The organism is Anabaena sp. CCY 9910 (assembly GCF_963920875.1).
Lineage (GTDB): Bacteria > Cyanobacteriota > Cyanobacteriia > Cyanobacteriales > Nostocaceae > Trichormus > Trichormus variabilis.
On the sequence record NZ_CAWUDJ010000025.1, the window covers coordinates 88,759 to 103,538 of the forward strand.

Here is a 14,780-nt window from a genome sequence, read left to right on the forward strand (position 1 = left end):
ACTATCAACTGTCAACTGTCAACTGACCAATCCTATTTCTCCCATCCAAAAACTTGAGTTGATGGTAGAGACAGTTGATTTGCGGTAAGTTTACACCGACTTCTTGAGCCTTGCGTAATGGGTTGCCAACAATGGCTTCTACTTCTAAGGGACGGCACTCATCATAGTCGATTTTCATACTGGTGCGGTAAGGCTTCATTTTTACTGTGTAATCAAGCATGGTTTGAATAAAACTATCAGGAAGATTTCGCCCCATACTAATTGCCCCTGCTTTGACTTCATACATTAATTGTTCAACTAATGTACGAGTGGAGGTATCTGCCATTAATTCGTCAGTTCTGGCATTGAGAACTACAGACAACCCGTTGTAGGGAATATTCCACACCAGTTTTTTCCACCGTCCCAGTAATAAGTCTTCGACTAATTCAATAGAAATACCAGCAGCTTGAAAATCATGGGCTATTTGCTGCATCCTATCCGTAATACCCATACTTGAATACCCATGAGCATATTCACCCAAAGTAATTTGTCCATAATCTAAGTGATGAATATGCCCTGCACCCACTTTATTAGAACATAGAAAGCATAACCCACCAATTATGTGAACCTTAGGGAGAATCTCCGCAATTTCTTCTTCTACACCAAGGCCATTTTGTAATACCAAAACTATCCCATCATTTTTAACAATAGATGGTAATAACTTTGGCAGCAAACGATTTTGTGTAGTTTTCAGGGCGACGATTACCACGTCACATTTTGGCATCTTTGCCACATCGTTATAAGCATTAACTTGGGGTAGGGTAAAGTTGCCGTCTTTAGACTCTACCAATAAACCATCTTGACTGACTTTTTCGTAGTCACGTTTGAGTAAAAAATGAACACCCGAACCAGCTTTTTGCAATTTAGCACCATAATAGCCGCCTAATGCACCAGTCCCCACGATCGCATACTTGCGTTCACTCATAAATTGTCTGCCAGAATTTTTCGATAATTATCATAGAGCAGCTTCCAAAAGTCGGCTGAGATATGGATTATCTGAATGTCATGTTTTTAAACAAACTTTGTGATAAAAATTAAAACAGTTTTAATATAATTTAAAATTCTTGGCAGAGATTGAGGTGAAACAGATGGCTGATATTGTTGATATTGCAGTTAGTGCAGATAGTTTTAAAACTCTGGTGACAGCTGTACAAGCTGCTGGTTTAGTAGAAACTTTAAAAAGTCCAGGCCCGTTTACTGTTTTCGCACCAAACGACGATGCTTTTGCTAAGTTACCCCCAGGAACTATACAAACTTTGGTGCAGAATATTCCCCAATTAACGAGAATATTAACGTATCATGTGGTACCTGGCAAGCTGAAGCAGGCTGATTTAGCAAAACTTGGCACAGTTACATCCGTGGAAGGTTCACCGATTAAAATTGATTGTGCTGATGGTTTTGAGGTGAAAAATGCCACAGTTTTAGCCGCAGATATTGAAGCAGATAACGGTATAATTCACGTCATCGATACTGTAATTCTGATGGGTTAATTTTCTCTTAGGTGGGTATTACCCACCTATTTACCTAAACATGGGAAAAAGCAGGTGGATAAATAACCTTTCCTTGATATTTATCTTGATAACTTCGTAGTGTTTTGACCATAAATACATCGTCTGGCACTGGAAAAGGACTAGTAATTTTATAATTAACTGACGGCACAAAACCAAAACGAGAATAAAACTGTGGATGCCCTAATACAATAACTAAACTTTCTCCTCTTGCATCTGCTTTTTCTAATCCTGCTTTGACTAGGGCGCTGCCAATTCCTTGTCTTTGAAATTCAGGATGTACAGCCATAGGTGCTAACCCAAGCACTTGTATTTTTTCTTCCCCTACTAACTCAATATAGCTAAAAATAATATGCCCGACCACTATATGATTAACTTCAGCAATTAATGACAATTCTGGAATATAAAACTCAGAAATCCGAATTTCATCAATTAGTTGTGCTTCATCTTCTTGACCAAAAGCTAATTTATTGACTTCCGAAATAGCTAAATAATCTTTAGCAGTTTCACAGCGTATATTCATAATGTTAAAACTCATGCTGCAAAAACCAAGTTTGTTTTATATGTAAGATAAAGTTTCTTTTTTTAAATCTAAAGTCTTTTAAGCCGACATATTCTTAGTATACATTTTATTACGTAGATAATTGTAAGAATTAAATAAATGAATACTGATTTAATCAAAATAATCATAACAAATAATAAAAACTTACTCATTGCTGTACTTATTACCATTTTAGGTACATGGCTAAGAGTTTATAACTATGCTGTTGTACCGGACGAAAATTTTACATTTGATGAGTATGCTTTTGCCTGGAGTGGGATGAGTTTAATCCAGAATTCTGTACCTACGTCTTGGTCTTATCTTTCCGCATACGATACCGATAAATTGACGAGGATTGAATGGCTAGGAAAGAAAAATTTATATTTAGTTACACCTTGGTTTGATCATCCACCTTTATTTGGTTTAATTGTCGGCGGATTTGCTATATTGCTAGGCGCAAATACTTTTTGGGAATGCACCACACAATTAATTAGAATACCTAGTCTCATCTTTTCTAGTATATCTATTTTTATTTTTTATTTTATTAATCACAAACTCTTTAATACCAAGATAGCCACTATTACAGCATTGATATTTGCAACTGACCCCTTATTTGTATATTTATCTAGATTGGCAGTTAGTGAAAATCTATTAATTTTATTATTATTAGGTAGTATATTTTGTTTTCTAGAATATTTAAGTAAATCAAGCACTATATATTTTTATATACTAGTGGCGCTGACTAGCCTTGCCCCTTTGGTAAAAGTAACGGGTCTATCTATTGTTGCAGCTTTATCATTAATGTTTGTATATAAAAAAAAGATCCGAGATGGCTTAATAGTTATGACGGCTGGGATTTTTGCATTTTCTCTATACTTTGTTTATGGTTGGTTTTATGATTTTAAGCTATTTATATCTGTATTAAAAGCACATTCTCAGCGTTTCAATAGTATTCTCATCTTAAAGGAAATGATATTTTCTGGCAATCTCCCTTTTATAGATGCTTGGTTTATTCTTGGTTGGATGACTCTGCCCTATGCGATGAAAAATTTAGTGAGTAACTATAAAATTCAGTTAATTTATTTACCACTAATAACATACTTATTTATGTCAATATTTTCGGGCGCACAGAGTCACTTTTATTGTTGGTATACCATTCCTTTGTATCCATTTTTGTTAATATCATCAGGCTATTTTATTAGTGATTTCATTAAAAAACCTTCCCTTCTAAATTCTTCCGTTATAATTATTATTGTATTTTCTTGGTGTCTAAACTACGGACTGGGACATCCCTGGTCTAATTTTTATATATTAAATCTTAAAGGATTTAAGTACATTTTTATAGCATTAATATCTATCATATATGCACCCATCGTTATCCAAGAAGTATTAAGAACTAAAAAGCTGTTATTTCTTAATAGAGTCGTAGCAATTCTAGTTTTTAGTAGTTGCATTGTTGCCAATATATTAATTACTTACAATTTAAAACAAATTTTAGAGAGCAACTTAATTGAATAATTAATTTGTGGTCTTACCGCTTTTGTGGTAAACAAGCAACTAGCTGTTCTCCGGTGCTATTAATATGTTATTTAAGTAGAGGAATAGCTATTCTCTGACACGTATCTAAAAGTTGATATTGTTCTTTTTGAGAACGTTCTTGGTAATCCACCTGCGCCATATTTACACGGACATAGCGATCGCAATTTATCTATAATGTTTTAATCTCCTAATTGGCTTCTCAGTTTTGCGGGAATTACAGTGAGAGATTAAAGACTTTGTGAAGCTAATTGACAAGCTAGTATTTTCTATAGTACACATATACTATATTTTGTATAAGTTCAAAACCTTCAACTAGACCTATAGGAGAGCAAAATTCATGAAGCTATCTAAGATAGACTTAACTAATTTAGTTGCTATCTCTCATGCTGACGGATATTTGCAATTATTGCTCGACCGAGGCGATGAATTTGAGTTTTTAGAAATTCCTGCACCTATTCAGGCTTATGAAGGACTACGAGAACTGAATGAAATTGTAGCCGAAGCCAATGCACTACCTTTTGCAGAAGAGGCAATTCCAATGTTACCCGTTAGCTCATCAATGGCAACATCTGTCGGCTACGATGATGAAGAACAAGTATTACAGATTGAATTTTATAATGGAGCAGTTTATCAATATTCAGGAATAGAGCCAGAGACTTGGCAAGATTTGCAATCAGCAGACTCCATTGGTGAATTTTTTAATCAGGAAATTAAAGGTAGATATGAGTGTGAACGTCTGTAAAATATTACTCGCACTTTCTTGAATAATTCCTACGGAGTTGCAATTAATTGTTTAAATTTTTCATCATCTGCAATCTCATCAAAATCTATATCAGTGGCAGCATCTTCTTTATATTTGGGATTGAGAGTGATTGATTTTTGTAGATTTTCTAGAGATGATTCAACGTCTCGTTGCAGTGCATAACAGACGGCTTTATTATAATAAGCACTTGCGTATTCTGGTTTAATTTCTAAAGCTTGATTAAAAGAGGTGATTGCTTCATCATCACGACCTAATCTGACTAGAGTGTAACCGCGTTTGTCCCAAATTTTCGCAGAGTTCGGTTGTAATTCTAAGGCTTTATCAAAAGAGGCGATCGCTTCTTCGTATTCTTCTAATTCTATCAAAGCCAAGCCGCGATTTAACCATGCAACTGCATCATCTGGTTTAACTTGCGTAGCTTTATCAAAGGCGGCAAATGCTTCTTGATGTCGGCGGATATTTCCAAAAGCTACACCAAGATCACACCAAGCCTGATGATAGTCTGGTTGAATCTTAATCGCCTGATGATAAGATTTTATCGCATCTTTAAAGCGTTTCAACCTTGCAAAGTTTAAGCCATACTTAAACCAAGCTATAGCATCATTTTGTTGGAGTTTAATAGCTTGTTCGTAATAGGCGATCGCTTCTTCGTAACTCTTTTGAGAAAATAGACTATCTCCCTGTTCAATACATTCATTGAAGCTTAATTGTGGCTGTTTATTTTCATTTAATAAAACTTCTGGTTGAGCTTCCTGTATAGGTTGTCTTTCTACCACTACAGAAGGTCGGTTTTCTGTTAATTCTTGCAGAATTATATCCTTACGCCGTTGAGCATCTAATTGTAGCTCTGAGAGTTGGTTGACAAAATCTGTTTCTAATCTCTCTAGCTTTTCTAAAATCAGCAACTTTTGTTGTTGAGCATTATGCTGTAATTCCGAAAATTGAGAAATAAAATCTGACTCAGATTTTTCTAATTCATCAATAATTTTCTCTTTACTATTTTCAGTATTTATTTTGAGTTCAGATAGATATGATGCTAACTCTTGCTGAGTCTGTATTTGTAATTCAGCAACTTGAGCTTGGAATAAATCTTTCAGTTCTTCTAAACGCTGGATAATTTCATCTTTATGTATTTGTGTATCTGTCTGCAATTTGTTTAAATTATTATCCAGTGAATATTTTTGCTTTTGGGCTTCTAATTGCAGTTCTGAGACTTGGGTATTAAAAATATTGGCGACTTCTTGAATATTTCCTAGCTGAATATCTTTCTGTTGTTGTAAATCCCCCTGTAATTCTGATTGCAGGCGAGACAAATCATCAAAAACACTATTTTTATATTTCTGAGTTTCTGCCTGTAAATTTATCAGATAATTCTTAAAACCAAACCCAGCAGTATCTATATCCCCTAAAACTGTCTTTTGGTGTTTCTCAGCTTCTTTTTGTAGTTCTGCAAGTTGATGCTCAAGCAGCGACTCTATCTTAACTATATTTTCTAAAGTCATATCTTTGAGCTTTTGAGTATCTGACTCAGATTGAGTTAATCTGTGAGAAAATTCCCCAAATAAACTCTCTACCTTACTTTGAAAAGTAGCAATTTCTGTTGCTATTTGCGCTAAGTTATCTGTTTTTGCTTGCAGTAGCTCGGATGTTACAAGAGATAAATTTTCTTGCTCAATTTTAATCTTTTGCTGTAAGGATTCAATTTCTCTTTCTAAAAGACGATTGATACTTTTGGTATCTTGGATGAGATTTTCAGCATCTTGTTTAACGATGATTAACTGAGTTTCTAGTTTGTCTACTCCCTCGAATTGTGACATTGCTCTATTCACAATTTCTCGAATGGCTACTCGTCGTAACAACCAAAATAGAGCAATAATGGCGACAGGAAATAAACTGAGGATGACTAACCAGATATTGAGCAGGACGGTTGTACGGCTAAAGGCTTGCTCAAAATCAGCTTGAATTTGGGCGCGATCGCTTTTTTCTGCACGTAATCTTGTTAACTCTTCTCTTTCCTGATTTGTTAATGCTTGAGCAAGTATTTTTTGTTGAGAGATCGATACTGTAGCTTGTCCACGGCTAATATCAGCACACAGCAGAAAAGGCGAAAAGACTAAAGCGCTTTTCAAAAGAAAGGATACAACAAATTGATTCTTCATCACAACTATCCTGATTTGTTGGTCAATTTTTGAAGCGGCGTGCTTATCTCCTAATCTATAACATTCAGTTGTGAAAGACGATGAAGTCTAGAACTTGTTATGGTGGTGCATGATTTAAATCAGGCTTGTCGTTATGCAGATCATCTAGTTGTCGTCAAACAAGGTCGAATTTTCACTGCTGGAGAACCTAAGTATGTAATGACTGAGGATATGGTGCAAGAAGTTCCGGCTTAGAGTGTCGTATTGTTTCTGACCCAATTGTGGGAACACCAATGTGTGTATTCATAGGACGTAAGGGGAATATCAATAAGAAAAAGTCAAACTCTTGCTGTGTAGGGGTTAGGAGAAGAACAGTATTTATGAGGTATCTTGATTTAATTATTAGAAATACGCGTAGGGTGGGCAATGCCCACCACAACCATGATACGGTGGGCATTGCCCACCCTACAGACACTTTAAAGCTATTTAATATTGAAACCCCTCTCCGTGTGGGAGCGAAAAGTCTGTAGCAAGATCCCACAGGGTGCACTGGCTTCCGGCGATATCAGAACTTTTCAAGAGAGAGGGGTTGAGGAGAGGTCATCTAGCTCACATTACATAGTGACAGCTCATAAAAACTGACGCAATAGTCATTACAAATTAGGGTTAACTCTTGTCATCTGTTTCAGAGTTATTAGTGTTAGTTTTTTCTGATTCTTTCTTCTCCTGTTGTATTTCGCTAGCTTGTTGCACTTGTTGGAGATGAATATTATTGACTTGCACAATAAATTGTTCTATGGCTTGGCTGGCTTTTTGTTGCTGCTGACTAGTGTCGGATAAGTCATAGCAACGATAAGCTGGTGTCACGCCCAAAATGAATTTTTCTTGTTCAGCCTCTAATAATTCCAAAGTTGTGTTAGCTGCCACCCAATTTTTTTGGAAAGGAAATGAGGTGACAATACTCGCAACGATTGAGGCAATAGCGGGACAAATTACAGGTAGCCATTTCAGCCAAGCTTGGCCGGCTTCTAGTTTATCTACCAAAACTAAAATTGGGGTAATTCCCGATAGAATAACAGTGGAAATTTGCAGAACATAATAAAGATTGCGAGAAAGGTTACGAGCCTTTTTATAATCGTCAATTAAATCTTGGCAATACTGTAAAGCTTTTTCTCTGGCAGGAACTATCTGATTACTATCAAAAACAGAATTACTATTATTTAATAAATAACTATAAAGTTCTGCTTTTTTGATAATACTATACCGATAAGCGGTATTTTGTGAGTCTTGAAATAATTGTCTGTTGAACAGAAACAAGAAACTCAGAATCGTTAAAGCAATGATGCCACTAATTAACAAGTTTTTGTTATCTGCATAAACGGTGAGGACAATACCAGCGCAAACAAAAGCTGCTGCTAACAAATATTCAAATAGCTTGAGGATGAACAGTGTTTTCTGCCCAGCTAAGGAGGAGAGGGTTTCTAAACCGGAGGAAATTCCTCTCTGCGGTTGTGGTTCAAGACTAGTGATGTCGGAAGTAATCATAATTTTGTCCTCAGTAATTTACACAGTAAAATACAATACGTTTTTTTCGGCATGGAAATTAAGATTGATTTCCATAAGCCTTTTGAATAGGGACTATGATAATAAGTTTTTATTCAGTCCTGATTCACGTAGCGTGTTTTAAAACACGTTTTACGTAACAATTTAGTATGTTATAACACATCAATTCTGCTACCGTGTAGTCTACTACTAAGTCTCCTTGCTCGCGTTTTAGTAGTAGACTACACCTATACCAGCAGTCAGTATTTACCTAGTCAAAATTACTGTGAAAAAGATTCTGATTTTGTCAGCTAATCCCACAAATACCGGCTTACTGCGTTTAGATAAGGAAGTCAGGGAAATTCAGACAGGATTAGAACGTGCGAAAAACCGAAATAAATTTGACATTATGACTCAATGGGCGGCGCGTCCTGAAGATTTGCGCCGTGCGCTTCTAGACTATGAACCGCACATTGTGCATTTTTCTGGTCATGGTGTTGGTCATGAGGGTTTGATACTGGAAAATGATGCTGAGGAAGGCCAACTGGTAAGTACAGAAGCACTAGCTGATCTATTTGGGTTATTTAAAGACAAAATTGAGTGTGTATTATTAAACGCCTGTTATAGCGAAGTGCAAGCGGAGGCGATTTACCAACACATCGACTGTGTGATGGGGATGAATCAGGGAATTGGGGATGGGGCAGCGATCGCTTTTGCCATTGGATTTTATGATGCTCTAGGGGCTAATAAGTCTTATGAGATGGCTTTTGAGTTTGGTTGTAATGCTATTGACCTCAACAGCATTCCTGAATCTTCTACACCAGTCCTCAAAACTCGTAAATATCAACCCCAGACATCTCAAATAACGCCTGCTGTAGCCTTAGAAATTCCAGAGGGGCAAGTTCCTCTAGATTCAGCTTTTTATGTGGAACGTCCGCCAGTGGAAGCAGACTGTTACCGACAAATTATGCAATCTGGGGCTTTAATTCGGATGAAAGCACCGCGACAAATGGGCAAAAGTTCCTTAATGTCCAGGGTGCTGGATCACGCTAGCAAACACGACTGTAAAGCCACCTCGGTGAACCTCCAGTCAGCCGATGCAGAGTTTTTGGGCAGTTTGGATCTATTTTTACAGTGGTTCTGTGCCAGCATTACTGATAGTCTGAATCTGCCAGAAAAGTTAAGCGACTATTGGCAAGGTGTTTTGGGAAGTAAGAACAAGTGTACAAATTACTTTCAAAGATATTTGTTACCGGAAATTAATAGTCCCATCGCTTTGGGTTTGGATGAAGTAGACGAAATTTTCAAACATCCCCAAATTGCTACAGATTTTTTCGGGTTGCTGCGGGCTTGGCATGAGCGTGCTAAAAATGACGCAGTTTGGAAAAATCTCCGGTTAATCATTGTGCATTCTAAGGAGGTGTACATTCCTTTAAATATCAATCAGTCGCCTTTTAATGTCGGTTTCCCTGTAGATTTACCAGAGTTGAATCAACTACAAGTGCAAGATTTATTACAGCGTCATCAACTCACTTGGACTAATTCCCAGGTGCAACAGTTAATGATGTTGGTGGGTGGACATCCTTATTTAGTCAGGGTAGCACTTTATCAAATTGCCCAAGACAGGATGACCTTAGACCAACTCGAACAAATCGCCCCCACAGAAGCAGGCCCCTATAATGACCATTTACGCCGCCATTTATTGAATTTACAAGATGATGAGCAATTACTAGCAGCACTCAAGCAAGTGGTGACAGTAAATTATCCTGTGGATGTGGGAACAACAGCAGCCTTTAAACTCCGCAGTATGGGCTTAGTAAAATTTGAAGGAAATAAAGTTGTGTCTTTGTGTAATTTATATAGTAAATATTTTAGCGATCGCTTAGGTTTGAACAAATAAATTATTTGTTGCCCAGATCCCCGACTTCTTGAAGAAGTCGGGGATCTAAATCCTTAATTGATTAAACCCCTAGACCCCCAATGTATGCAGTATCAGTATCAAGTTGGCGGTAGCCTTCCCGCAGATGCGCCAACTTATGTCAAACGACAAGCTGATGAAGACTTATATACAGGCTTGAAAGCTGGGCAATTTTGTTATGTCCTCAACTCGCGCCAGATGGGGAAATCTAGCTTGCGAGTGCAGGTGATGGGGCGATTGCAGGCGGAGGGGTTTGCTTGTGCATCCGTGGATATTACCGCCATTGGGACAGCTGAGATTACGCCGGAACAATGGTATGCGGGGGTAATTGATACCTTGGTGGGAGATTTTAGTTTATATACTGATTTTGATTTAGAAACTTGGTGGAATAGCAACGGGTTACTTTCACCTGTGCAGCGTTTTAGTAAGTTTATTGAAACGGTTTTATTGCAAAGAATTACCGAAAATATAGTTATTTTTATTGACGAAATTGATAGTGTTTTAAGCCTTGATTTTAATCTCGATGATTTTTTTGCCGTGATTCGGGATTGTTATAACCGAAGGGCGGATCATCCTGAATATCATCGCATCACATTTGCCTTAATTGGTGTGTCTACGCCTTCAGATTTAATTCAAGATAAAGGACGCACACCTTTTAATATTGGTAGGGCGATTGATTTAACAGGCTTTGAGTTAGATGAAGCTGAACCATTAGCCCAAGGTTTAGCCCCATTAGGTAATCCCCAAGATGTGATGGCGGCGGTGTTGGCGTGGACAGGAGGACAGCCATTTTTAACCCAAAAAGTTTGTAATTTATTAATCGCAGATTCCCTTGTAGAGACGCGATTCATCGCGTCTCCCCTCAGTGACAACCAAGAAAAATCATCAATTGAAAGTTTAGTTGCAACGGTAGTCAAAAACCGGATTATTGAAAATTGGGAAGGACAAGACGAACCAGAACATTTAAAGACGATTCGAGACAGAATCATGCGGAGTGGGGAACAGCGCACCGGGCGATTGTTGGGGTTGTGTCAGCAAATTTTGCAGCAGGGGGAGATTGCAGCAGATGACAGTGGAGAACAAACGGAATTGCGGCTGACGGGGTTGGTAGTGCGGCGGGATGGCAAATTGCGAATTTATAACCGCATCTATGAGGAAGTGTTTCAGCAGGAGTGGTGTGAGAATATTCTAGCTAAGTTGCGTCCTTATTCTGTGGCGCTGAGTGCTTGGGTGGCTTCTAATTACCAAGATGAATCGCGATTGTTGACTGGGCAAACATTACAAGAGGCTTTGGCTTGGCGCATTGGGAAAAGTTTAACTGATATCGATGACCGATTTTTAGATGCTAGCCAGGAATTACAAAAGCGAGAAGTTGAAAAAAGTTTAGCACTGGCACAGAAAGAACAAGAAATTTTAACAGCAGCTAATAAAAAAGCTCGGCAAAGAGTTTTTATTGCTTCGGTGCTGTTGACTATTTCTGTTGTCGCGGCGGTGGGGTTGGGAGTGTTGGCGGGTCGAAGTAATCAACAATTGGCTGATGCGAGAACTGAATGGGACAAAATTGATAGAGAGAAACAACAGAAAGAACGAGAACTCGCAACGGCACAACAGCGAGTTGTTGATGCTAATAAAAAAGTGACTGACGCTAATAAAAATCTCCAGGTTGCGGCGGCTAATTTAAAACAGCAACAGCTAACTGCCAAGCAACAGCTAAATGCAACAAATCAACAACTGAAACAAGCACAGGAAAAAGAAACACAGGCGCGGGGACAAGTAGAAAAGGCGCAGAAAGACCTACAACAAGCGAGAGAACAACAGCGACAGGCTTTGGTGGGTTTAAAAACTGCGGAAGCACAGCAAAAACGAGCGCAAGATAACCTGAAAAAGACAGAAGCAGAACGAGAAATTGCCTTGATAGGTACACGATTGGAACGGTCAGGAGTAGCTAATATTAACCGCTTGCAGTTTAATCAGGTGGGGGCTTTGCTGGCAGCGATGCGAGATGGTAGAGAGTTAAAAAGTTTAATCGATAAGCAGGGAATCAAACAACTTAAGGACTACCCGGCGGCTAGCCCCGTGTTGGCTTTACAGACAATTTTAGATAGAGTGCGGGGCATCACAGTCATAGCCGGGCATAAGGATTCTGTCAGCAGTGCCATTTTTAGCCCGGATGGGCAGCGCATCCTCACCGCCTCATCTGACAAGACAGCGCGGTTGTGGGACTTACATGGTCGGCAAATCGCCCAGTTCCAGGGGCATGAGAATTCGGTCAGCAGTGCCATTTTTAGTCCGGATGGGCAGCGCATCCTCACCGCCTCATCTGACAAGACAGCACGGTTGTGGGACTTACATGGTCGGCAAATCGCCCAGTTCCAGGGGCATGAGAATTCGGTCAGCAGTGCCATTTTTAGTCCGGATGGGCAGCGCATCCTCACCGCCTCATCTGACAAGACAGCACGGTTGTGGGACTTACATGGTCGGCAAATCGCCCAGTTCCAGGGGCATGAGATTACGGTCAGCAGTGCCATCTTTAGCCCGAATGGGCAGCACATCCTCACCGTCTCACCTGACAAGACAGCGCGGTTGTGGAACTTGCAGGGGCGCGAAATTGCCCAGTTCTACGGGCATAAGACTTGGGTCAGCAGTGCCACCTTTAGTCCGGATGGGCAGCGCATCCTCACCGCCTCCGATGATAAGACAGCGCGGTTGTGGGACTTACAGGGGCGCGAAATTACCCAGTTCCACGGGCATGAGGATACGATCTGGAGTGTCAGTTTTAGCCCGGATGGGCAGCGCATCCTCACCACCTCATCTGACAAGACAGCGCGGTTGTGGGATTTACAGGGTCGGGAAATTGCCCAGTTCTACGGCCATCAGGATTGGGTCAAAAGTGCCACCTTTAGCCCAGATGGGCAGCATATCCTCACCGCTTCATATGACAAGACAGCGCGGTTGTGGGATTTACAGGGTCGGGAAATTGCCCAGTTTCACGGGCATGAGGGTTCGGTCAGAAATGCCACCTTTAGCCCAGATGGGCAACGTATACTCACCGCCTCCGATGACAGGACAGCACGGTTGTGGGATTCACAAGATCGGGAAATTGTCCAGTTGCAGGGACACAAGATTTGGGTCAGCAGTACCAGTTTTAGCCCAGATGGGCAGCGCATCCTCACCGCTTCATATGACATTACAGCGCGGCTGTGGGACTTACAGGGTCGGGAAATCGCCCAGTTGCAGGAGCATAAAGCTGGAGTCAGAAGTGCCACCTTTAGCCCGGATGGGCAGCGTATCCTCACCGCCTCATATGACAAGACAGCACGGTTGTGGGACTTACAAGGTCGGGAAATCGCCCAGTTGCAGGAGCATAAAGCTGGGGTCAGCAGTGCCACCTTTAGCCCGGATGGGCAACGTATCCTCACCGCCTCTGATGACAAGACAGCACGGTTGTGGGACTTACAAGGTCGGGAAATTGTCCAATTCCAGGGGCATGAAGCTGGGGTCAGAAGTACCAGTTTTAGCCCGGATGGGCAGCGTATCCTCACCGCCTCTGATGACAAGACAGCACGGTTGTGGGACTTACAAGGTCGGGAAATTGTCCAATTCCAGGGGCATGAAGCTGGGGTCAGAAGTACCAGTTTTAGCCCGGATGGGCAGCGTATCCTCACCGCCTCATATGACAACACAGCGCGGTTGTGGGACTTACAGGGTCGGGAAATCGCCAAGTTACAGGGGCATGAGGGTTGGGTCATCAGTGCCAGTTTTAGCCCAGATGGGCAGCGCATCCTCACCGCTTCATCTGACAACACAGTGCGGTTGTGGGACTTACAGGGTCGGGAAATTGCCAAGTTCCAAGGGCATAAGGATGTGGTCATCAGTGCCAGTTTTAGCCCAGATGGACAGCGCATCCTCACTGCTTCATCTGACAGGACAAGGCGGGGTGTGTTGATTTATGTGTGGCAGGTGGAAGGCTTGGAGCGATTACTGGCGCGCGGTTGTGGGTGGTTGCGTAACTATTTAATTTATGCACCTAATTTGAGTGAGAGTGATAGGCAGGTTTGTAAAAAGGAGTGATAAATGTATGGTGACAAGCGATCGCTCAAACAATAAACACCATCGTTCTCTTTTCAACCCTGGCGATTCTCATTTAAAACTAAAATATTCGGGTTTTATGGCGATCGCTTCTCACTTAAATCATGATAATTGCATAGTGACAGGCGATCGCTCAAGAAATTAACAGTGTTGTTCGAGTTCTGAGGCTGAAGTTCCGAGTTCTGAGGCTGAAGTTTCGAGTTCTGAGGCTGAAGTTCCGAGTTCTGAGGCTGAAGTTTCGTGTTCCGAGGCTGAAGTTCCGAGTTCTGAGGCTGAAGTTTCGTGTTCTGAGGCTGAAGTTCCGAGTTCCGAGGCTGAAGTTTCGTGTTCTGAGGGCGATCGTTCTTTATAGCCCATATTCCGCATGAGTAGATATACTCAAAAATTTGCTCTCCGCAGGTAGCTTCGCCAAAATCTGAATTTTTCCAAAACTGCTAAACCTCAACTTCCACAAACACTTCAGGCTTTTTATCATCTATGGGGGGTCATAGAAGTATTCAAGGTCAAACAGACTAAGTTTATTGACAATAGTGTCAATAAGATTGATTTTGACTCTCAACTCAGTTGCGATCGCAGAATTCAGAATAGAGGTCAAATACCTGAAAGCATTGTTATATGTGGGTTATGGAAAATCCAAGATTTTTCAACTTATCCCTCTTTTGTTACTTTAGGAAAAGAAAAATTGACAAGAGATTCAACTAGC

Annotated in this window: 11 protein-coding genes and 1 pseudogene; 7 read left to right on the forward strand and 5 right to left on the reverse strand. The window is 40.4% G+C overall.

Annotated features, from left to right (window positions below):
* Positions 1–4 precede the first annotated feature (4 nt).
* On the reverse strand, positions 5–964 hold the full coding sequence (locus tag ACM5QX_RS18395; RefSeq protein WP_414754836.1) for a putative 2-dehydropantoate 2-reductase: 960 nt from the start codon (positions 962–964) through the stop codon (positions 5–7).
* A 163-nt stretch (positions 965–1,127) separates the two neighbouring features.
* Between ACM5QX_RS18395 and ACM5QX_RS18400 the strand changes: the two genes are divergently transcribed.
* A complete protein-coding gene (locus ACM5QX_RS18400; protein ID WP_010995492.1) occupies positions 1,128–1,529 on the forward strand; it encodes a fasciclin domain-containing protein in 402 nt (133 codons plus the stop codon).
* 34 nt (positions 1,530–1,563) lie between these two features.
* Here the strand turns inward: ACM5QX_RS18400 and ACM5QX_RS18405 are convergent, their stop codons facing one another.
* Entirely contained in the window at positions 1,564–2,085 is a 522-nt protein-coding gene (locus tag ACM5QX_RS18405; RefSeq protein WP_414754837.1) for a GNAT family N-acetyltransferase, read from the reverse strand.
* Between the two features lie 123 nt (positions 2,086–2,208).
* Here ACM5QX_RS18405 and ACM5QX_RS18410 point away from each other — a divergent pair, with 123 nt between their 5' ends.
* A complete protein-coding gene (locus ACM5QX_RS18410) occupies positions 2,209–3,606 on the forward strand; it encodes a glycosyltransferase family 39 protein (RefSeq protein ID WP_414754838.1) in 1,398 nt (465 codons plus the stop codon).
* A gap of 358 nt (positions 3,607–3,964) precedes the next feature.
* Positions 3,965–4,369, forward strand: a complete 405-nt coding sequence (locus ACM5QX_RS18415; RefSeq protein ID WP_414754839.1) for a KTSC domain-containing protein — start codon at positions 3,965–3,967, stop codon at positions 4,367–4,369.
* Between the two features lie 29 nt (positions 4,370–4,398).
* Here the strand turns inward: ACM5QX_RS18415 and ACM5QX_RS18420 are convergent, their stop codons facing one another.
* Positions 4,399–6,549 carry a tetratricopeptide repeat protein gene (locus ACM5QX_RS18420; RefSeq protein ID WP_414754840.1) on the reverse strand — a complete coding sequence of 717 codons (2,151 nt, stop codon included), beginning with the start codon at positions 6,547–6,549 and terminating at the stop codon, positions 4,399–4,401.
* Positions 6,550–6,642: 93 nt separating this feature from the next.
* On the opposite strand from ACM5QX_RS18420, the pseudogene ACM5QX_RS18425 reads away from it, so the two are divergent.
* Positions 6,643–6,854, forward strand: a pseudogene (locus tag ACM5QX_RS18425) (cobalamin/Fe(3+)-siderophore ABC transporter ATP-binding protein); the annotation flags it as partial.
* A gap of 340 nt (positions 6,855–7,194) precedes the next feature.
* Here the strand turns inward: ACM5QX_RS18425 and ACM5QX_RS18430 are convergent.
* The gene (locus tag ACM5QX_RS18430) at positions 7,195–8,073 is read right to left on the reverse strand and encodes a DUF4231 domain-containing protein (RefSeq protein ID WP_414754841.1); all 879 of its coding nucleotides are present in this window, start codon (positions 8,071–8,073) and stop codon (positions 7,195–7,197) included.
* Between the two features lie 283 nt (positions 8,074–8,356).
* On the opposite strand from ACM5QX_RS18430, the gene ACM5QX_RS18435 reads away from it, so the two are divergent.
* The 3 genes from ACM5QX_RS18435 (at position 8,357) to ACM5QX_RS18445 (ending at position 14,222) form a co-directional block, all read left to right on the forward strand.
* On the forward strand, positions 8,357–9,970 hold the full coding sequence (locus tag ACM5QX_RS18435; RefSeq protein WP_414754842.1) for an AAA-like domain-containing protein: 1,614 nt from the start codon (positions 8,357–8,359) through the stop codon (positions 9,968–9,970).
* An 84-nt stretch (positions 9,971–10,054) separates the two neighbouring features.
* On the forward strand, positions 10,055–14,059 hold the full coding sequence (locus ACM5QX_RS18440; RefSeq protein ID WP_414754843.1) for an AAA-like domain-containing protein: 4,005 nt from the start codon (positions 10,055–10,057) through the stop codon (positions 14,057–14,059).
* Positions 14,060–14,066: 7 nt separating this feature from the next.
* On the forward strand, positions 14,067–14,222 hold the full coding sequence (locus ACM5QX_RS18445) for a hypothetical protein (RefSeq protein ID WP_414754844.1): 156 nt from the start codon (positions 14,067–14,069) through the stop codon (positions 14,220–14,222).
* Here ACM5QX_RS18445 and ACM5QX_RS18450 read toward each other — a convergent pair.
* On the reverse strand, positions 14,219–14,434 hold the full coding sequence (locus ACM5QX_RS18450) for a hypothetical protein (protein WP_414754845.1): 216 nt from the start codon (positions 14,432–14,434) through the stop codon (positions 14,219–14,221). The genes ACM5QX_RS18445 and ACM5QX_RS18450 overlap by 4 nt on opposite strands.
* Positions 14,435–14,780 lie beyond the last annotated feature (346 nt).